The following is a 17998-nucleotide window of genomic DNA, read 5'->3' as shown; positions in this document are numbered from 1 at the left end:
TAGAATTTGCCAGCGGCATGAAGGACGCTGTGAGCCTTCATTGGTACAACACTTTCTCCGCCAACTCGTCCGCCACCCGCGCCGGGGAACGTTTCTCCGCCTGGGCATGGGCGAAGACTTCGGTCAGCCTCGAGCTGATTTTCGACAAGTGGGCGGTAATGGTCGTCAGCTCTTCGCCGCGGTGTTTGAGCGAGACGTAGATCAGCCCGCCGGCATTGATCACATAATCCGGTGCGTAAAGAATGCCCCGCCGTTCCAGTTGATCCGCAACGTCCAGATGAGTCAGCTGGTTATTCGCCGAACCGGCCACGGCCGAGCATCGCAATTGCGTGACGGTATTGCTGTTGAGTACGCCGCCGAGGCCGCACGGCGCGAGAATATCGCAAGGCGTGCTGAGCAGCGCGTCGTTGGCGATCGGATGAGCACCAAGTTGCTCCATGGCCAGTTGCACCTTGCCGTGATCGATGTCGCTGACCAGCAGTTCGGCTCCGGCGGCATGCAGTTGTTCGGCCAGGGCGAAACCGACATTGCCCAGGCCTTGAATGGCCACGCGCAGGCCTTCTAGGTTATCGCTGCCCAGGCGAGCCATGGCGGTGGCACGAATGCCGGTGAACACGCCCATCGCCGCGTGAGGCGCCGGGTCGCCCGCCGAGGTGGTGCTGGTGACATGTTGGGTCTGTTGGGCGATGCAATCCATGTCCGCCACCGAAGTGCCGCTGTCGATGGCCGTGATGTAGCGGCCGTCGAGTTGATTGATGCAGCGGCCGAACGCTTCGAACAGGGCCGCGCGGTTTTCCACATGGACCGGTCGCACAATCACCGCCACGCCACCGCCCTGCGCCAGACCGGCGAGCGCCGCTTTGTAACTCATGCCTTGGGCGAGGCGAATGGCATCCTCGACCGCGGACTCGTCATCGGGATAGGCAAGGTAACGACAGCCTCCCAGGGCAGGCCCCAGACGGCTGTTATGAATGGCAATGACCGCCTTCAACCCGGTGACCGGGTCGACGCTCAGATGCAGCGATTCAAGGCGAGTGCTTTGCATGAGAGCGAACATCGTAGGGGCTCCCGAATCACTTCTTGTAGTCGCCAGTATAGGCTCGCGCCCAAAAATTGCAGAAGCGCACCGGAATAAGGATTGCCGCGATCCAGCGCTTTCGGACATAACCCGGCGTGCCACTGGACGAACGCCGCAGACGAGGCTAAAACGAGGCATTCCCCGGAGATTTTGATGACGCCTCGCCAACACTTCTTCGATTGTCTGCAACGATCACCGCCCGCGCTGTTCGAGGCAGCGCTGTGGATGTCTGTCGAGCATGACAAGGAAGTGAATCCAGCGGCGGTCCTGGCCCATTTCAAGGACCTGCAACAACGCGTCAGTTACGGTCTGCCGATGCTGCCCGTGAGCGAACTGGCCCAACCGCTGCTGCGACGCCTCAATGACCTGGGCTTCGCCCAGGACGACTTTACCCCCTTGCGCCCGCAAGCAGCCTTACTCGACAAAGTGCTGGAACGCCGGCGGGGGCAACCGCTGGCACTGGGGCTGATTGCGCTGGAACTGGCCAGAGGCCTGGAAATCCCCATGGTCGGGGTCAACTTTCCCGGGCATTTTCTGCTGCGGGTTCCGGGAGCCGATCATTTGCTCGACCCTTGCGGTGGACGCCGGTTGTACCCCAACGATTGCCGTGAACTGTTGCAGCGCCAGTACGGCCCGAACATGAAACTCAACGCCGAGCATTTACTCACCGCCGAGCCCGTGCAGATGCTGCAGCGACTGTCGCGCAACCTGCGTCAGTTGCACCTTTCTCACGATGATTACATTGGTGCGTTGATCGACGCCGAGCGTGTGCTGGAGCTGGGCAACGCGAGCGCCTCCGATTACCTGGCCCGGGCCAGCCTGTATCAACGGCTGGACTGCCCGAACGCCGAGCGTTTCGATCTGGAGCATGCGCTGCTGCTCAGCGACGACCCGATTCAGCGGATTCGCCTGACCGAGCGATTAGGCCACCTGCCGCCCAACTCGGTCGTCCATTAAACGCAAAAGATCGCAGATCTTCGGCAGCGCCTACATTGAGAGGGTGTACACCCGGCAGGAGCTGCCGAAGGCTGCGATCTTTTGCGCTTGTTTATGACTCAAGGGGTGTCTGGCTGGTTCGCCGGGTGAGCCTTGATGAAGGCCGGGTGAGACACTGCAAGTGCCGCCACCCGACGAATCCGCGGATACGCCTCAAGGGAAATGCTAAAGCGCTCAGCCGCGTACAACTGCGGGATCAGGTAAACATCCGCCAGGCCAGGTGTCGGACCAAAGCAATAACCCTCATCGCCAATCAACTGCTCGACCGTCGCCAGGCCCTGGCCGATCCAGTGTCCAATCCACTCGACCACCTGCGTTTCATCGTGCCCCGACTGCCGCAGCCGGTTGAGCACGCTGACGTTGTGCAGCGGATGCACATCGCAACCAATCACCGCTGCCACACCCCGTTCATGCGCGCGGGCGGCGAGGTCTTTGGACAGCAGCGGCACCTGTGGATAACGTTCCTCCAGGTACTCGATGATCGCCGGAGACTGAATCAGCAACTCGCCTTCATCGGTACGCAAGGCCGGCACCCGGCCTTGCGGGTTGATGCCCAGATACGCTGGCTGGCGATGTTCGCCACCCGGCGGTGCGATCAGGTTGACCGGCAGTGCCTGGTAATCCAGCCCCTTCAACGCCAACGCGATGCGCACCCGGTAAGACGAGGTCGAGCGGTAGTAGGTATAGAGCTCCATGACCCGATCCTCTTAACGCGCCGGCAGCACTTTGCCGCGGCACTCGCCGAAACCGATGGAGGCAAAACCGTCGCGGCTGCAACGGGCACGCAGAATGATTTCGTCGCCGTCCTCGAGGAATTTACGCACTTCGCCAGAGGCCAGTTCGATCGGTTTTTTACCGCCTTCGGTGATTTCCAGCAGACTGCCGAACTGACCGTTCTCCGGCCCCGACAACGTGCCCGAACCGAACAGGTCGCCGGCCTGCAACTGGCAGCCGTTGACGCTGTGATGCGCCACCAGTTGCGCCACGGTCCAGTACATGTGTCGGGTGTTGCTCAGGGTCAGGCGATGGGCCGGCAGGTTCTGCTCGCGCATGGCTTCGGTGAGCAGCAGCACTTCCAGTTCGATGTCGAAGGCGCCAGCGGCTTGATCGCGTTTGTCGAACAGGTACGGCAGCGGCTGCGGATCGCCTTCAGGACGCGCCGGTTGCGCACGACGGAACGGCTCAAGCGCTTCGGCCGTCACCACCCACGGCGAGATGCTGGTGATGAAACTCTTCGACAGGAACGGCCCCAGTGGCTGGTATTCCCACGCCTGGATATCCCGGGCCGACCAGTCGTTGAGCAAGCAGAAACCGGCGATGTGATCGGCGGCATCGCCAATGGCGATCGCGTCACCCATCTCGTTGCCCTGGCCGATCCAGATACCCAGTTCCAGTTCGTAATCCAGGCGTGCGCACGGGCCAAAGGTCGGCTCGGTCTGACCGGCCGGCAAGGTCTGGCCTTTCGGCCGGCGAACATCGGTGCCGGACGGGCGAATGGTCGATGCACGGCCGTGATAACCAATCGGCACATACTTGTAGTTCGGCAGCAACGGGTTATCGGGACGGAACAGTTTGCCAACGTTTTGCGCGTGCTCGATGCCGACGTAGAAGTCGGTGTAATCGTTGATCTTCGCTGGCAGGTGCATTTCGCAGTTTGCCGCCAGCGGCAGCAGTTTCGCGCCTTGGGCTTCGATCTTGCCGTGCAGGGTGCTGCCTTCCTTGAACAGTTCGATCAAGCGTTCACGCAGGGCGACGCGAGCCTCGCGACCGAGTTCGAAAAACCCATTGAGCTGACCGCCACGGGTGGCTTCGACAGCCGTTTTTGCCGCGCCGTCGAACAGCCCGGCATCGAGTGCCGCCTCCAGATCAAAGATGTGGTCACCGATCGCCACACCGCTGCGCGGAGCAGAGCCCTTCACGCTGAACACGCCCAGCGGCAGGTTTTGCAGCGGGAAATCCGCATGGCCGTTGGCAGAGGCAACCCAGCTACGAGTGATGGAAGTCTGAGTCATGGGTTATCTCCGGGTCGGGTCGAAAGTGGCGGGCAGCGTGGCCCAGCAGGCGTCGTAGTTGGTTTGCAGTTGCGGGCAATCGAGAGCGAATCGGCTTGGACGCAGCACCTGGCTGGTCTCGAACATGAAGGCCATGGTGTTGTCGATTTTCGCGGGTGCGAGCTCGGCGTTGACCGCTTTGGTGCAGGTTTCGCCGTCCGGGCCGTGGGCGCTCATGCAGCTGTGCAGCGACGCGCCACCGGGTACGAAGCCTTCGGCCTTGGCGTCGTACTCGCCCTTGATCAGGCCCATGAACTCGTTCATCAGATTGCGGTGGAACCACGGTGGCCGGAACGTTTTCTCGGCCACCATCCAGCGTGGCGGGAAGATCACGAAGTCCAGATTGGCCAGACCGTGGACACTGGTCGGCGAGGTCAGGACGGTGAAAATCGACGGGTCCGGATGGTCGAAGCTGACCGTGCCGATGGTGTTGAAACGGCGCAGGTCATACTTGTACGGCACATTGTTGCCGTGCCAGGCGACCACGTTGAGCGGCGAATGATTGAGTTCGCAGCCCCACAACTGGCCGAGGAATTTTTGCACCAGGGTGGTCGGCTGTTGGAGGTTTTCGTAATGGGCGACCGGGGTCAGGAAGTCCCGCGGATTGGCCAGGCCGTTGCTGCCGATGGGGCCGAGGTCCGGCAGGCGCAATGGCGCGCCGTGGTTCTCCGCAATGTAGCCGCGCGCCTGCGGGTCGAGCAGCTCGACGCGGAATTTCAGACCGCGCGGCAACACGGCGATTTCCAGCGGTTCAAGTTCCAGCACGCCCAGTTCGGTGGCGATGCGCAGCCGTCCCTGTTCTGGCACCAGCAAAAGCTCGCCATCGGCGTTGAAGAACACACGCTCCATGGAGCGGTTGGCGCGGTAGCTGTAGATGCTGATTCCGGCCGGTTTTTCCGCCGCCGAATTGGCCGCCATGCTCACTAGCCCGTCGATGAAGTCGGTGGGCTCGGTCGGAATATCCAACGGGTTCCAGCGCAGGCGATTGGGCGTCACTTCACCCAACGGGCCACCGGCCAGTTGCCGATCCAGTTTGACGAACGCCGGGTGATTGGCCGATGGCTGAATGCGGTACATCCAGGTGCGCCGCGCTTCGCTGCGGGCCATGGTGAATGCAGTGCCGGAGAACAGTTCGGTGTAGAGACCGTATGGCGCCTTCTGCGGGGAATTCTGGCCGACGGGCAATGCGCCAGGCAACGCCTCGCTGCTGAATTCGTTGCCGAAGCCGGACTGGTAGGCCAGCGCTGGCGCCGTTGAATCGAGGTTCATGGAGCCTCCTGAACAGGGAGTAGGCAATGGCCTGTCACTCTGTTTCAGAGGTTCCGGCACGCCTGGGTTGTTTTTGTCGTAATTCGATTACGCACAACGTAATTTGATTGGTATTGACCGTCAAGCTATAAAGACGCCCATTCGTCCCGGAATCAGACCGCCTCCATGGAAACGCCGCGCAACAACGACAAACAGAAAGTCCGCTCGGCCGAGGTCGGCACCGACATTCTCAAGGCACTGGCCGAGCTGTCACCGTCGACGTCCCTGTCGCGCCTGGCCGAGCACGTGCAGATGCCGGCGAGCAAGGTCCACCGCTATTTGCAGGCCTTGATCGCCAGCGGTTTTGCCGAGCAGAACACCGCCACCAATCATTACGGCCTGGGTCGCGAGGCCTTGCGTGTGGGGTTGGCCGCACTCAACAGTATGGACGTGCTCAAAGTTGCCGCCCTGCCCCTGGCCGAGTTGCGCGATGAATTGAACGAGACGTGTTTTTTGGCGGTGTGGGGCAATCAAGGCGCGACCGTGGTGCATATCGAACCGGCGGTGCGCGCGGTGACGGTGGTGACGCAATTGGGCTCGGTGTTGCCGTTGCTCAGCTCGTCGACCGGATTGGTGTTCGGCGCCTATTTGCCGAAACGAGAAACCGTAGACCTGCGCGAGCAAGAACTGCGCAACGCTACTCCCCATGCGCTGGCGGACGATCAGGCGTATGCCGCGCTGTGCGAACAGATCCGTGAGCGCGGTTTGCATCATGTCCATGGTTTGTTGATGCCGGGCGTCGATGCCTTGTCGGCACCTGTTTTCAACGCCGTCGGCAACGTGGCGGCGGTCATGACCATCGTTGGTCCGGCATCATTGTTTCACGCCGACGAAAACGGCCCGGCGGCGCAGCGATTGCTGACGACGACGCGGGCCGTAAGTTGGCGAATGGGATATGAGCCATCCGCCGTCACAGGTTAATCAAGTTGATCGCCTACTGGAGCGATTACTTGTTTCGGTAGGATTCGACTACAACCCGACCTGCTTTATTAAGGTCGGCGATATCCAACTCGGTCACTCGATCATTTTTATCAAAAGTCCATCGCTTGAAGAAAATACCTGCGTACTCATCATTGAACGCCGGCAGTTCATTCTCTTGCACTTTCTCCATGATCGCCCAGCTCAAGCTCTCGGAATAATCAACCATCTGCTTTCCTTCGTCGTTGACCACTACCGAATTCAGGTAGGTTTCATCGGCATTGATCGCAATACTCATATCACCGAAAACCTCAGCCAACTTTTTACTGACTTCTTCCAACAAATAATTTTTCACAAACAGCATCCTTTCCATAAATAAGGGATCGGCCAAGATACATTCAAAAAGACAAATACAAATTGACGGGCCGACGCCCACTTTATAAAACACTCCAACAACACAAGTAACTCTAAAACTTGTATGCATTCGTAAACATATAACCACCCATCAAACAACGATACCCAACGTTTTTGCCTTGGCCACTGCTTGAGTTCTACGCGCAACCCCCAATTTCCCGTTAATCCGGCGCGCATGGGTTTTAACTGTATGTAACGATATGAACAACAGATCGGCTATTTGTTGATTGGAGTTCCCCAGGGCAACCAACTCAAGGACTTCTATTTCACGCTGACTTAACCGGTTCTGGCCCAAAGCCGCCGATTCAGGGGTAAGCGCTGAATCAGTACGACCCATCGCCTCCGGCAAGCGTGGCTGGCGTAATCGAAAGTCGCGAAGAGCCTGTTGAAGGTTACAACGCTCGACCATTGCCAGGCCTTCCTGCAACGACTGGCGGGCAGCAGGCGTATCGCCCGTCAGCCAGGCCACTTCTGCCAGTGCCAGGTGCAATTGCGCTTGCAGCCCCGACATTCCCCGTTGTCGTGCCCAGTTCAACTGGGCCTCGAGCTGCACCAGAGGGGCTTGCGCCTGCCCGCGATACACTTCGGTCAGCACCAGCAGGTATTCAAGGCCGGGAATCAGCTCCAGCGTCGCCGGCGGAGCCTGTCGTGCATGGGCACCATGATAGTGGCGCAGCACCCGGGTCAGGGCTTCATGGGCCAATTCCGGGCGGCCCTGCTGTAGCCAGAAATGGCAGCTGATTTGCAGCAGGACACTGCGGTAGACCGAGTCTGGAATCCGCCGCTGTTGCATCAACCGCTCGGCGTCACGCAGCAGGACAAAGGCCTGCGCGTAGTCCTGGCGATTGGCGGCCAATTGCGCGAGGCCGAGAAAGCCATAAAGCACGCGCTTGTCCTGACTGCGCAGGCACATCTGTAGCCCGCTTTCGAAGTACTCGGCCGCTTGTGCATCCTGTCCCTGAGACAAGCTCAAACGCCCGCGACGCAAGGCAATCCGCCCGAGCAACGGTTCGGCCAGCGGTTGCCGCTTGGCAAGCAAATCGTTCATGTTCGCCAGCAAGTGCTCGGCCCTGCCGGGCGCTCCCCGTTGTTCGAGCACTTGCGCGTGATCGAGCTCCAGCAACCCTTCGAACACCAGCGAATCGTGCGCGCGCGCCAGGCACAACGCCTCACGGTTGAGGGCCTGCGCCACCTCAAGCTCGCCCCGCAGCAACGCTTGCTGGGTCAGGCCGGACAGGCACATCAGCCGGGCGCCCCACAGCGGGGGGCCGAGCTCGCTGAGCGCCTCCAGCAAATGCGTCCGCGATGGCTCCATGCGCCCCTGCAAATGCAAGAGCCAACCCTGCAAGGCTTGCCAGCGCGCGATCAGCTGCTGTTGCTGGAGCGCCGACGGCTGAGGCATGAAGCGCGACAAGTGCTCGATGCATTCGCCCGCCTGCTCGAACCGCCCGGCGAACAGCAACGCTGCGGTGATCAGCCCCACCAGTTGCGGCGAGCTCAGCGTAAGCTCCTCGCCTTGCCGTTCATGCAGACGCAACAACAGCACCACTGTCTGCTCCTCGAACAGGTGCTCGAAACTGAAATGCTGCAACAGGCTGACCGCAACTTCGAACTCTTGCGCCAGCAAGGCCTGTTCAAATGCCGCTTTCCAGTCCAGTTCAGCGGCGAACCACTGACAGGCGCGGCGATGCCAGGAGCGTCCCTCCGGCCATTGTTCTTCGCGCATCAAATGCGTGAGTGGCGCGAAAATCTGCAGCCAGTCTGTCGAGTCCTGCCAGGGCTCGATAAAGCAACCCAACGCCTGCAACGTATTCAGGTACTGCGCGCCCTCCCCCGCACCGAACAGGTGGTCGCACAGCCGGGCATTGAAACGCGGCAGATGGGCGAGCACCCGCCAGGCTTCCGTGAGCTCCGGGGTCAGAATGCTGAACAGTTCGTGCTCAAGGTAATCGTGCAGCGTGTCCGGCCGAGCATGCAGCGGCTCGTTGCGCGACCCGTCGCATTTTTGCAGCAACGCAATCCGCACACCCGCGCACCAGCCGCCGCTCAGTTCGACGATCCTGCTGGCACGCTTGGCGGCCTGCTCTGGCTCCAGGTGATGCAACAGTCGGGCGATTTCAGTTTGAGTGAAAGCCAGCGTGGCGCGCTCGCAGTCGTACAGTTCGTCGGCGAGCAACAGGCGTGGCCAATTGCAGGGAGGGCGGCGGCGACCACTCAGCCACCAGGTAATCACCGGGTTACTGATCGCCAATAGCCGGTCGAGCAAAAGATCCAGCTCCGGGTCGGGCGTGCGGCAATAGTCATCCAGGCAGACCCAGGTCGGCGTTTGCAATTGCGCCAGATACGCCAGCAATCCTTGTTCGTCCGCGGAGCTCGATCCCAACGCCCGAGCCAACCGCTGAAGAAACTCGCCGACACTCAATGACGCACCCGCCAATGGCAGCCAACAGACGTGACACGGTTCGGGCGCCCGCAGCAGGCATTCGATGAGTAGCGCACTCTTGCCACTGCCGGCCGGCGCACAGAGCAGTTTCACCCGCGCTGTCGAGGCCAGTAACGGCTCGATCAACCGCTCGCGAGTCAGGTGATGGGAAGACAAGCGGGGCAAGAGTCCAGTACGGTCCAGACACGGGGCCATGGCAGTCATAGTGGTGCGCCTTTTTATAATTGTGGCGCCACCCTAGTCCTCCCCACACGACTTGTTGAAGAAGTATTCAACACGCTGATCGACACCTATAAAAAAGGTGACCGCAAAGTCACCTTTTTCCGTAGGGGCTGTAGGAATGATTACCTTACCCCTGTACTCCGCAGCGCTGCCGGCGTGTAGTCACCTGCCTTGGCATCAATACCGAATTCGAAGCTGCGCTTCTCTTCGTTCTTCATCCCCAGTGCGATGTAGCGACCGGCAATCAGGTCATACAGCGCTTCAACGGTATAGGCCGGCACCTGGTGATCGTAGTAGAACTGGGCATGCCCTTCGGCGACACGCCAGAGCTGGCCACGACCGTCGTAGTGATCCGCCAGCGCCACCTGCCAACTGTCTTCGTCGATGTACATGTGCCGCTTGGCATACACGTGCCGTTCGTTGGGCTTGACCGTGGCGACGACCTCCCAGACCCGGTGCAACTCGTAACGTGTCAGGTCCTGATTGATGTGCCCGGCCTTGATCACATCGGTGTACTTGAGGTTGGGCGAGTCGAGCTTGTAGCTGTTGTAAGGGATGTACATTTCCTTCTTGCCGATCAGCTTCCAATCGTAGCGATCCGGTGCGCCGGAAAACATGTCGAAGTTGTCAGTGGTGCGCAACCCGTCGGACGATGTACCGACGCCGTCATAGGCTACTTGCGGTGCACGCCGCACGCGACGCTGGCCGGCGTTGTAGATCCAGGCCTTGCGCGGTTCCTTGACCTGATCGAGCGTCTCGTGAACCAGCAGCACGTTCCCCGCCAGCCGCGCCGGTGCGGTCACTTCCTGTTTGAAATAGCTGAGGACGTTCTCGTCGCTGCCCGGTTTCAAATCCCCCAGCAGCGAAGGCACCGCGACCTCATCCTTGAAACGGATCACCGTGAAGTCGCCATTGGATTGCGGCGTGGCCTGGGTGATGGTGCGACGCAAATTGCCACCGTGATAACGGGTGACATGGTTCCAGATGACCTCGACGCCGTTCTTCGGAATCGGAAACGCGTAGTAGCGATTGCCGGTGAAATTGGCCAGGCCATTGCCGTCGTTGATCGGCGTCACGTTCAGCGCGCTGCGCTTGGCCGACTCGTAGATGTCCGCTGGCAAGGCCACCGTACGATGGGTCGGGTAGACCGGGATCTTGTAGGTCTCCGGGTAGCGCTTGAACATCGCAATCTGACCGTCGGAGAGTTTGTCTTTGTACTTGTCGACGGTTGCTGCGGTGATGGTGAACAGCGGCTTTTCATTGGCGAACGGGTCGGCGAGGAAACCTTTGCTGTCCACCGCACCGGCGTTTTTCGGCAGGCCGCCGGTCCAGGCCGGAATCGAACCGTCGGCATTGCCAGCCTTTTCACCGCCCAGTGGCGTCAGGCTGGTGCCGAGTTTGTTGGCTTCTTCCGGCGACACTGCGGCCATTACATCGACGGCCAACAGGCTCAGAGCCAGAACGCTGCATTGCAGAATCATTTTGCGCATTGAAATCATCCTTCTCAGCCAGATCAGAAGTTCACGCCAAAGCTCAGCGCCAGGAAGTCGCGATCTTCCAGAGTGTTGTAGTCACCGCCGAAGAAGTCGGTGTAACTCAAGCTCGCGGTATAGGTGTTGCGATAGTCCGCATCGACGCCGACGCTGATCGCCTTGGCGCCTTCATTGAATAGACCGTTGGGGCCGTAACCGGCGACATCGTGGGACCACGACAGGTTGGGTTTGAAATTGATCCCGGCGATGACGTTGTTGTAATCAAGGATTGCGCGGGCGCGGTAGCCCCAGGACGTCGAGGTGACGAAACCGTCGGTATCGCCACGGAAACCGTACTGTCCGTAGACCGAATCGCGGCCATAACGCAGCTTGCTTTTGTCCTCCAGCCCGCCGACGTGAACAACGGCCGCTTCACCGACCAACGTCAGACGGTCCGCCCCCGCGACCTGATCGATGAAGTGCGTCAGGGTGCTCTGGATCTGCGTCACTTCCTTGCGGCGATAGCCTTTGTTGTCCGCGCCGGGCGTCGTGGCGATCGGCGAGGCCGCGCCGCCGGCAATCGGGTTGAGCATGGCCAGTGTCAGATCGGTGCTGTTGACCTGCACCGGCAAGTTGGGGCGATAGCTGATCTCGCCGGTCCATGCGGTGCCGGTGGGCAAGGTAGTAGAGAAGCTCGCGCCGTAGAGACGGATGTCTTCCGGATATTCGAGGTAATACTGGCCACGACCGAGCATCACACTCTGGGCCAGCGCCGAACCGGTGCCGGGGGCAATGGCGTTGGCGGTACCGACGATGGCCGGAATCCGTGCAAGCGTTCCCAGCCCGGCGGTGGTGGTGCCGACGTTCGGCGTGCGGCTGTGGTAGTTCATGAAGTACAGGCCGTACTCGGTGTCGTCGCCCAGCCAGCGCAACGCGGTGCCCCATTGCCCGGAGTCGCGGGCATCGCGGTCGCCGCCACGAGGCACGATCACGCCTTCCCTGCCGACCTGGAACCCTTGGCCAAAAGCGGCAGCGATCGGTTGCAAAGGCGCAATCGCCGGGCTGGCGACTGTATAGCCTGTGGTGCAGCCGTCTGCCGCCACGTCCCCGCCGAAGAAGGTGCCGCAGTTGTCGAGAACGGTCTGGTCCCACTCCAGTTGATAGAAACCTTCCACCGTCAGTTTGTCGGTCAGCCCCTGAGAAGCGAACAGCATGTTCACCGGAATCAGGCCTTCCTTGATCTCCGCACCAGGACGGCGGAACGCTGAAACGTCGACCGGGTTGATGCTGTTGATCGAGTTGCCGATGAAGGTACTTTCGCCCCAACTGACCACCTGTTTACCGGCGCGCACAGTGCCCGGCAAATCGGCGATGGAGTAGTTGTGATAGACGAACGCATCGAGGATCTGCGCACCGGAAGACTTGGAGCCCTCCTTGCGATTGTGGTCGCTGATCGGTTTGAACTCGCGGTCTTCGTCCTTCAATTCGAAGTCGTACCAATACTTGCCACGGACGAACACCCCGGTGTCACCGTACTTCAGCTCCAGGTCGTGAATACCCTTGAAGATCTTCGAGAAGGTTTCGCCCTTCTTGAAGTTCAGCCGCCCGTCGTCACCGGTGGACGCCTGGCCGGTCCCGCCGTTGACGGTGCCCACCAGCGACCTGTCGGCATCACGCATGCCCCAACTCGCGCCGACGGACAGCGAGGAGTCGAATGTCCCCTCGATTTCGCCAATGTTGAATGAAACGGCCTGCGCCTGGGCACAGCAACCCAAGGCAACCGCAGCGGCCAGCGCCTGCGGTGTGAAGATGGCGCGCATTGTTGTTTTTGTCATGCGTCTTCCCCGGTGAGTGACAGAAGGCCCCACCCTACTGCCGCAGCTCGGGAGCGATAAGCGCACGAAGGAGGTATTCGTTGTGTACCTCTAAAGGATGAATGGCCTTGCCGCGTGGAGTGATGCGCGAGGTATGGATGAAGTGGATGGAGGCTCATCAGCCGGATGCATGAACGCCAGACTGTTACCCGGACTGCAACACTGCATGTTCGGAATCGCTATTTTTCCTTTGGGTTCAAGCGCTTATTCTTCGCGGGCTTTCACAGCAAACGGCCTGACGACACACAGCGATAGCTGTGTGATCAGTTCGCGCCCATTGGCGACAGATTTCAGATGAATCGAAGGTTTCGACTCATCGCCCCGTGTTCACTGACGTTGATTTGTAGCTCCTTGATCCAACGTCTTACCTTGGCCGCTGCGTTTGCAGCGGCCTTTTTTATGGGCGATGGTTTTTTGAGGGATGGCAGGTCTCAGGCGAGCCCTGGCGAAAGCGAAGGAATCAGAGCGCGTACTTCTGCAAATTCCCCATCATTTCCTTCAGCGCTTCAATGTTGTCCTTCGGATGCGCCGCGCCTTCGAAATCACAGATCTGCTGCCAGTGCGCCGCGACGTCTTCCGGAGAAAAACCGACCCGTGGATCGAACCCTGCACCCAGGCTACGCTCCCAGCGCACCTTGCCCATCCAGCCGCCGCCGACCTCAAACAACCCGGACGTTTCCTGGCAGTTTTCGCTTGCGAGGTACACCACCAGCGGGCTGACCAGCTCCGGCTTGAGTTGCTCGAACACTTGCGGCGGAATCAGGCCTTCGGTCATGCGGGTGCCGCCGGTGGGGGCGATGGCGTTGACCAGGATGTTGTTTTTGCGGCCTTCGATAGCCAGCGTGCGGGTCAGGCCGTAGAGGCCGAGCTTGGCCATGCCGTAGTTGGACTGGCCGAAGTTGCCGTAGATGCCCGAGGTCGACGCCGTGAAGATCACACGACCATAGTTTTGCTCGCGCAGGTGCGGCCACGCGGCGCGGGTCACTTTGTAGGCGCCTTCGACGTGGACGCGGTAAACCACGTCCCAATCGGCGTCGTCCATTTTGTGGAAGGTCTTGTCCCGCAGGATCCCGGCGTTGTTGACCACCACGTCGACACGGCCAAAGGCGTCGAGGGCGTGTTGCACCAGTTTGTCACCCTCGGTGACGGAGTCATGGTTGGCCTCGGCGGTGCCACCGGCCTCGCGGATCTCAGCCACGACACGGTCTGCCGCAGATGCGTTGGCGCCTTCGCCTTGAGCCGAGCCGCCAAGGTCGTTGACCAGCACCTTCGCGCCCTGTTTCGCGAACAGCAGCGCATGGGCACGCCCGAGGCCGCCACCGGCTCCCGTGATGATCACGACTTTATCTTCGAAGCGCACAGGCTCATTCATTGGGGGACCTCCAGCAGGCCAAGGGACAATGAGTCCGAGTGTCAGGCAAGGCGCCGCGGGTCACAATAAACACGGGGGAGGCTGAATGGTGCGCGATAAGGCTGGGGGATGATGACGCTGGGGATTGGGGTGATAGGGGAAAGATCGCAGCCTCGTTTCACTCGACAGCTCCTACATTTGGATCGTTGTGTAGGAGCTGTCGAGTGAAACGAGGCTGCGATCTTTTCAGACCTGACTCACGAGCAGGCCGCCTTCAACGGCAGCGAAATCAACCGGTCGCGAAACGCCAGATAGTGTTTCAGCACCTGCGCGGGCGCTTCCGTCTGCGGATAGTGGCCGATGCCGGGCAACAGCACGGTATCCGGCTCAGGGATCAACTCCCGATAGCGCTCGACCATGTGCCGGCCCGAAATCGGATCGGCCTCGCCATCGATCACCCGCAACGGCACCTCACCGCGCTGCATCGCGCTGACCCAACGCTCGCGCTGGACCCGACGTTCGGGAATGTAGGCAATCAGCTTGTGCATGATCCGGGGCCCGTGATTGCTGTCCACCAGGCTCCAGAAGTCATCCATCTCACTCTCGCTAGGACGGCTCTGCGGCCCGAAGATCTGCCGGAAACTCTTCACCAGCGCATCCCGGGAAAAGGCTCGGCCGATCATCCAGCCCAGCGGGCTGAGCAACAGTTTTTGCATGAGTACCGGGCGGTGGGCTTCCGGAAACAGGCCGCCATTGAGGAACACGCAGCTGGCAAGATGAATGCGCGATTCATAATGCCGGGCCAGCAGTTCCTGTGCCACGCTGTCGCCATAATCGTGGGCCAGCACGTGCACCGGCTGTTCGACATTCAAATGCGCCAGCAATGCCTGTTGCAGATCGGCTTGATCCAGCAGGCTGTATTCGTGGTTCACCGGTTTGGCGGAATCGCCGAAGCCAAGCATGTCGCAGGCGATCAGCCGATAGCGCTGGGCCAGCGGCTGCCACAGGTAATGCCAGTCCCAACTGGCAGTCGGAAAGCCATGGATGAGCAACAGCGGCTCACCCTGCCCCGCCGTCCAGTAACGGAGGTTCTGGCCACGGAACACGAACGTCTGGCCGCGTTTGCGCCAGACACACAGAGGGATCTCGGCAAGTGGCATCAGAGTTTATAACCCGGGTCTTGTTGATCGAGTTTGCGCAGCAACGCTGGCCAGGCCAGTGCGCCGCCCATGCCTTGTGCACTTTTGGTGACACCCGCGATCATCGCCTTGGCGCCCGCCAGAATCTGCGGTTCGATGGCGATCAGTTCCGCGCCACCGTTCTGCGCCATCACCTGGATATCGCAGGCGCGCTGAAAGGTGAACATCATCAGGAACGTATCGGCGATGGAGCCGCCACAGGTCAGCAGGCCGTGGTTGTGCAGCATCAGGAAATTGTTTTCACCGAGGTCGGCTTGCAACCGCGCCTTCTCTTCATGGTTCAGCGCTACGCCTTCGTAGGCGTGGTAGGCCAGGCTGGACAGGACAAACAACGACTGCTGGCTGATTGGCAGAACGCCTTGCTTCTGCGCCGAAACCGCAACGCCTGAGGCCGTATGGGTATGCAGCACGCACACCACGTCGTGACGTACTTCATGCACGGCGCTGTGGATGGTGTACCCCGCCGGGTTGATCTCGTAAGGGCTGTCCATCAGCTTGTTGCCGGCCTGATCGACCTTCACCAGGCTCGACGCCGTGATCTCGTGAAACATCAGCCCGAACGGGTTGATCAGGAAGTCTTCGGTGCCGGGCACCTTCGCGGAAATGTGGGTGAAAATCAGATCATCCCAACCGTGCAGGGCGACCAGGCGATAACAGGCCGCCAGATCGACGCGGGTCTGCCACTCGGCGGCGCTGACCTGGTCCTTGACGCTGGGGGACGATTGGAGGGGGGCTACGCTCACGGCAGGGAACCTCGTTTTTTTATTATGGAGTGTTTCCAATGACTACCGAGTCTAGTCAGCCCTCGAGGTTCGCGTAGTTGCATTGGCAGCCAGCTTGATGGCCTAACGAGTCAGTGCGCGAACAAGCATGGATCCATGTCAAGGTACCGACGCCAGCAAAGGCGCAGCGAGCCTCTACAACGCCCCCTCCTCACCGTCATAAAATCCGAGCCTTATAAGGCTGGGCGAACGGCCAGTCAGCCGCGCAGGGCCGTGGCCAGTTCCGCCAGCCAAGGCTCGGCATCGGTTTCCGGTGTAACGCTTTCGCTGGCATCCAGGCGCAGCATCGGCAGCACTTCGCGGATGCCCAGTTCGCCGAACAGTTCACGCATCAGTTCGCCGCCGCCGCAGAACGTGTCGCCATAGCTCGCATCACCCAGACCGATGACAGCACCGGGCAAACCACGCCAGGCCGCTGGCAACTGATCGCGAATGGCGAAATACAGGGATTGCAGGTTGTCCGGCAGTTCACCCATGCCGGTGGTCGACGTCACCGCCAGAAAGACATCGGGGCCGAATGCCTGAACATCGGCGAGGCTCGCACGCGGGTTGTGAAAGGTTTCGAATCCCGCAGTTTTCAAAATGTTCGCGGCGTGGCGGGCGACTTCTTCAGCCGTGCCGTACACCGAGCCGGAAAGGATGGCGACTTTCATCAATCTGATCCTGAAGCTTAAAAGACCGGGATATTAACAGCACAGACCTCATTGTTCTTTTAGAATGCAGAACGTCAATCAATCAGGAAGGGATTCTTCAATGATCAACGCGCAATTGCTTCAAATGGTCATCAACGCCTCCAATGACGGCATCGTGATCGCCGAAAAAGAAGGCGAGCAAGACAACATTCTGATTTACGTCAACCCGGCATTCGAACGCCTGACCGGTTACACCAGCGAAGAAATCCTCTACCAGGATTGCCGCTTCCTGCAGTCAGGCGACCGCGATCAGGACGCACTGCAGTTGATTCGCGAGGCGCTGGACAGTGGCGGCTCCTGCCGGGAAATCCTGCGAAATTACCGCAAGGACGGCACCCCCTTCTGGAATGAGCTGTCGCTTTCGACGGTGAAAAACCCGAGCGACGGCCAGACTTATTTTGTCGGCGTGCAAAAAGACGTGACTGTTCAGGTCAAGGCGCAGCAGCGGGTTACACAGTTGGAGGCGCAAGTCGCCGAGCTTGAAAAAGAGCTTGCCGCGCTAAAAGCGACGAACGGCGAAAACAAATCCAAGAATTGATTGTCATTAACTACAATCACCGGTGACTTTGTAACTATTTCATTCGAGCAGATCATGCAACGCGACGCACTCCTGACCCAGGATGAGCTGGATTTCATCCAGACCATGCAACACAACCCGCAACTCAATGTGCGGGATGCGACGTCGAGCCTGCTCGTCAACGGTGGTTCGCAAATCCGTGACTTGCTCACGCGGCTTGCCGCACATGAGCAAGTCACCATCCAGGCCAATTTCGAAAATCAGCAAATGACCTTCCCGCTGCATCTGGTGGAAGACGAGTTTCATGCGCTGCATTTGCGCCTCGGCGTCCCCAGCATCTATGAAGACGGGCCGATGGTCCGGCCATGGCGCCTGGTACTCGACGAGCCGGTCGCGCTGGAAAATGCCAGTGGCCAGCCGGGTACGATGTGGGTGCACGAGGTGTCGTTCAAGGGCGTCCTGCTGGAAGTCCGCAACAAGACCAAACCACCCAAACATTTCGCGTTGTGGTTCAGCCCTTCAGGCTATGAGCGGATCGCGATGCGCGGCACCTTCGAGAAGGAAACCGATAACGGTTTCTACGCGTATCAGTTGAGCCAGAGCGACACCGACGAAACCGAGCGCCTGCGCCAGTACATCCTTCAGCAGCATCGGCTGACGCATCCTGCCCTGCACCTCTGA

General features: G+C 60.1%; 16 protein-coding genes. 4 read left to right on the top strand and 12 right to left on the bottom strand.

What is annotated here, in order from left to right:
* Positions 1 to 37: 37 nt before the first annotated feature.
* A complete protein-coding gene (locus ACM6IQ_RS17250; protein WP_017336593.1) occupies positions 38 to 1057 on the bottom strand; it encodes a Glu/Leu/Phe/Val dehydrogenase family protein in 1020 nt (339 codons plus the stop codon).
* A 174-nt stretch (positions 1058 to 1231) separates the two neighbouring features.
* Here ACM6IQ_RS17250 and ACM6IQ_RS17245 point away from each other — a divergent pair, with 174 nt between their 5' ends.
* Positions 1232 to 2035 (top strand): SirB1 family protein, encoded by an 804-nt coding sequence (locus ACM6IQ_RS17245; RefSeq protein WP_017336592.1) that lies wholly within the window; start codon positions 1232 to 1234, stop codon positions 2033 to 2035.
* A gap of 98 nt (positions 2036 to 2133) precedes the next feature.
* Here ACM6IQ_RS17245 and maiA read toward each other — a convergent pair whose 3' ends face one another.
* Genes maiA through hmgA form a run of 3 tightly spaced genes read right to left on the bottom strand, consistent with a single transcriptional unit; the run spans position 2134 to position 5394 of the window.
* Positions 2134 to 2769: a maleylacetoacetate isomerase gene (gene maiA, locus ACM6IQ_RS17240; protein WP_414879391.1), complete on the bottom strand. Its 636-nt coding sequence runs from the start codon at positions 2767 to 2769 to the stop codon at positions 2134 to 2136.
* 12 nt (positions 2770 to 2781) lie between these two features.
* The gene (gene fahA, locus ACM6IQ_RS17235; RefSeq protein WP_414879390.1) at positions 2782 to 4086 is read right to left on the bottom strand and encodes a fumarylacetoacetase; all 1305 of its coding nucleotides are present in this window, start codon (positions 4084 to 4086) and stop codon (positions 2782 to 2784) included.
* A gap of 3 nt (positions 4087 to 4089) precedes the next feature.
* Positions 4090 to 5394 carry a homogentisate 1,2-dioxygenase gene (hmgA, locus tag ACM6IQ_RS17230; protein ID WP_414879389.1) on the bottom strand — a complete coding sequence of 435 codons (1305 nt, stop codon included), beginning with the start codon at positions 5392 to 5394 and terminating at the stop codon, positions 4090 to 4092.
* A gap of 165 nt (positions 5395 to 5559) precedes the next feature.
* Between hmgA and ACM6IQ_RS17225 the strand changes: the two genes are divergently transcribed.
* Positions 5560 to 6354: an IclR family transcriptional regulator gene (locus ACM6IQ_RS17225; protein ID WP_414879388.1), complete on the top strand. Its 795-nt coding sequence runs from the start codon at positions 5560 to 5562 to the stop codon at positions 6352 to 6354.
* A gap of 25 nt (positions 6355 to 6379) precedes the next feature.
* Here the strand turns inward: ACM6IQ_RS17225 and ACM6IQ_RS17220 are convergent, their stop codons facing one another.
* The 8 genes from ACM6IQ_RS17220 to ACM6IQ_RS17185 all read right to left on the bottom strand — a co-directional run bounded on the left by ACM6IQ_RS17220 (position 6380) and on the right by ACM6IQ_RS17185 (position 16761).
* Positions 6380 to 6715, bottom strand: coding sequence for a hypothetical protein (locus ACM6IQ_RS17220; protein ID WP_414879637.1), 336 nt, complete (start codon positions 6713 to 6715; stop codon positions 6380 to 6382).
* 141 nt (positions 6716 to 6856) lie between these two features.
* Positions 6857 to 9412 (bottom strand): LuxR C-terminal-related transcriptional regulator, encoded by a 2556-nt coding sequence (locus ACM6IQ_RS17215; RefSeq protein ID WP_414879387.1) that lies wholly within the window; start codon positions 9410 to 9412, stop codon positions 6857 to 6859.
* A gap of 140 nt (positions 9413 to 9552) precedes the next feature.
* Complete coding sequence (locus tag ACM6IQ_RS17210; protein WP_017336585.1) at positions 9553 to 10920, bottom strand: DUF1329 domain-containing protein; 1368 nt, start codon at positions 10918 to 10920, stop codon at positions 9553 to 9555.
* Positions 10921 to 10943: 23 nt separating this feature from the next.
* Positions 10944 to 12737, bottom strand: coding sequence for a DUF1302 domain-containing protein (locus ACM6IQ_RS17205; RefSeq protein WP_414879386.1), 1794 nt, complete (start codon positions 12735 to 12737; stop codon positions 10944 to 10946).
* 499 nt (positions 12738 to 13236) lie between these two features.
* Positions 13237 to 14148: an SDR family oxidoreductase gene (locus ACM6IQ_RS17200; RefSeq protein WP_414879385.1), complete on the bottom strand. Its 912-nt coding sequence runs from the start codon at positions 14146 to 14148 to the stop codon at positions 13237 to 13239.
* 236 nt (positions 14149 to 14384) lie between these two features.
* Complete coding sequence (locus ACM6IQ_RS17195) at positions 14385 to 15287, bottom strand: alpha/beta fold hydrolase (protein WP_017336582.1); 903 nt, start codon at positions 15285 to 15287, stop codon at positions 14385 to 14387.
* Positions 15287 to 16069: a class II aldolase/adducin family protein gene (locus tag ACM6IQ_RS17190; protein WP_414879384.1), complete on the bottom strand. Its 783-nt coding sequence runs from the start codon at positions 16067 to 16069 to the stop codon at positions 15287 to 15289. Before ACM6IQ_RS17190 ends, ACM6IQ_RS17195 begins: the two co-directional genes overlap by 1 nt.
* A 236-nt stretch (positions 16070 to 16305) precedes the next feature.
* Complete coding sequence (locus ACM6IQ_RS17185; protein ID WP_414879383.1) at positions 16306 to 16761, bottom strand: flavodoxin; 456 nt, start codon at positions 16759 to 16761, stop codon at positions 16306 to 16308.
* A 100-nt stretch (positions 16762 to 16861) separates the two neighbouring features.
* Here ACM6IQ_RS17185 and ACM6IQ_RS17180 point away from each other — a divergent pair, with 100 nt between their 5' ends.
* Both ACM6IQ_RS17180 and ACM6IQ_RS17175 read left to right on the top strand, forming a co-directional pair.
* Positions 16862 to 17338: a PAS domain-containing protein gene (locus tag ACM6IQ_RS17180; RefSeq protein ID WP_414879382.1), complete on the top strand. Its 477-nt coding sequence runs from the start codon at positions 16862 to 16864 to the stop codon at positions 17336 to 17338.
* A 54-nt stretch (positions 17339 to 17392) separates the two neighbouring features.
* Positions 17393 to 17998 (top strand): hypothetical protein, encoded by a 606-nt coding sequence (locus ACM6IQ_RS17175; RefSeq protein WP_017336578.1) that lies wholly within the window; start codon positions 17393 to 17395, stop codon positions 17996 to 17998.

The sequence above is a fragment of the Pseudomonas sp. IT-P100 genome (genome assembly GCF_949767185.1).
Lineage (GTDB): Bacteria > Pseudomonadota > Gammaproteobacteria > Pseudomonadales > Pseudomonadaceae > Aquipseudomonas > Aquipseudomonas fluorescens_B.
This window is presented reverse-complemented; position numbering and strand designations above follow the sequence as displayed.

What these genes read in the sequence shown, in the direction of transcription:
- ACM6IQ_RS17250 (WP_017336593.1), bottom strand. Translation starts at nt 1,057, where the DNA reads ATGTTCGCTCTCATGCAAAGCACTCGCCTTGAATCGCTGCATCTGAGC.
- ACM6IQ_RS17245 (WP_017336592.1), top strand. Translation starts at nt 1,232, where the DNA reads ATGACGCCTCGCCAACACTTCTTCGATTGTCTGCAACGATCACCGCCC.
- maiA (WP_414879391.1), bottom strand. Translation starts at nt 2,769, where the DNA reads ATGGAGCTCTATACCTACTACCGCTCGACCTCGTCTTACCGGGTGCGC.
- fahA (WP_414879390.1), bottom strand. Translation starts at nt 4,086, where the DNA reads ATGACTCAGACTTCCATCACTCGTAGCTGGGTTGCCTCTGCCAACGGC.
- hmgA (WP_414879389.1), bottom strand. Translation starts at nt 5,394, where the DNA reads ATGAACCTCGATTCAACGGCGCCAGCGCTGGCCTACCAGTCCGGCTTC.
- ACM6IQ_RS17225 (WP_414879388.1), top strand. Translation starts at nt 5,560, where the DNA reads ATGGAAACGCCGCGCAACAACGACAAACAGAAAGTCCGCTCGGCCGAG.
- ACM6IQ_RS17220 (WP_414879637.1), bottom strand. Translation starts at nt 6,715, where the DNA reads ATGCTGTTTGTGAAAAATTATTTGTTGGAAGAAGTCAGTAAAAAGTTG.
- ACM6IQ_RS17215 (WP_414879387.1), bottom strand. Translation starts at nt 9,412, where the DNA reads ATGACTGCCATGGCCCCGTGTCTGGACCGTACTGGACTCTTGCCCCGC.
- ACM6IQ_RS17210 (WP_017336585.1), bottom strand. Translation starts at nt 10,920, where the DNA reads ATGCGCAAAATGATTCTGCAATGCAGCGTTCTGGCTCTGAGCCTGTTG.
- ACM6IQ_RS17205 (WP_414879386.1), bottom strand. Translation starts at nt 12,737, where the DNA reads ATGACAAAAACAACAATGCGCGCCATCTTCACACCGCAGGCGCTGGCC.
- ACM6IQ_RS17200 (WP_414879385.1), bottom strand. Translation starts at nt 14,148, where the DNA reads ATGAATGAGCCTGTGCGCTTCGAAGATAAAGTCGTGATCATCACGGGA.
- ACM6IQ_RS17195 (WP_017336582.1), bottom strand. Translation starts at nt 15,287, where the DNA reads ATGCCACTTGCCGAGATCCCTCTGTGTGTCTGGCGCAAACGCGGCCAG.
- ACM6IQ_RS17185 (WP_414879383.1), bottom strand. Translation starts at nt 16,761, where the DNA reads ATGAAAGTCGCCATCCTTTCCGGCTCGGTGTACGGCACGGCTGAAGAA.
- ACM6IQ_RS17180 (WP_414879382.1), top strand. Translation starts at nt 16,862, where the DNA reads ATGATCAACGCGCAATTGCTTCAAATGGTCATCAACGCCTCCAATGAC.
- ACM6IQ_RS17175 (WP_017336578.1), top strand. Translation starts at nt 17,393, where the DNA reads ATGCAACGCGACGCACTCCTGACCCAGGATGAGCTGGATTTCATCCAG.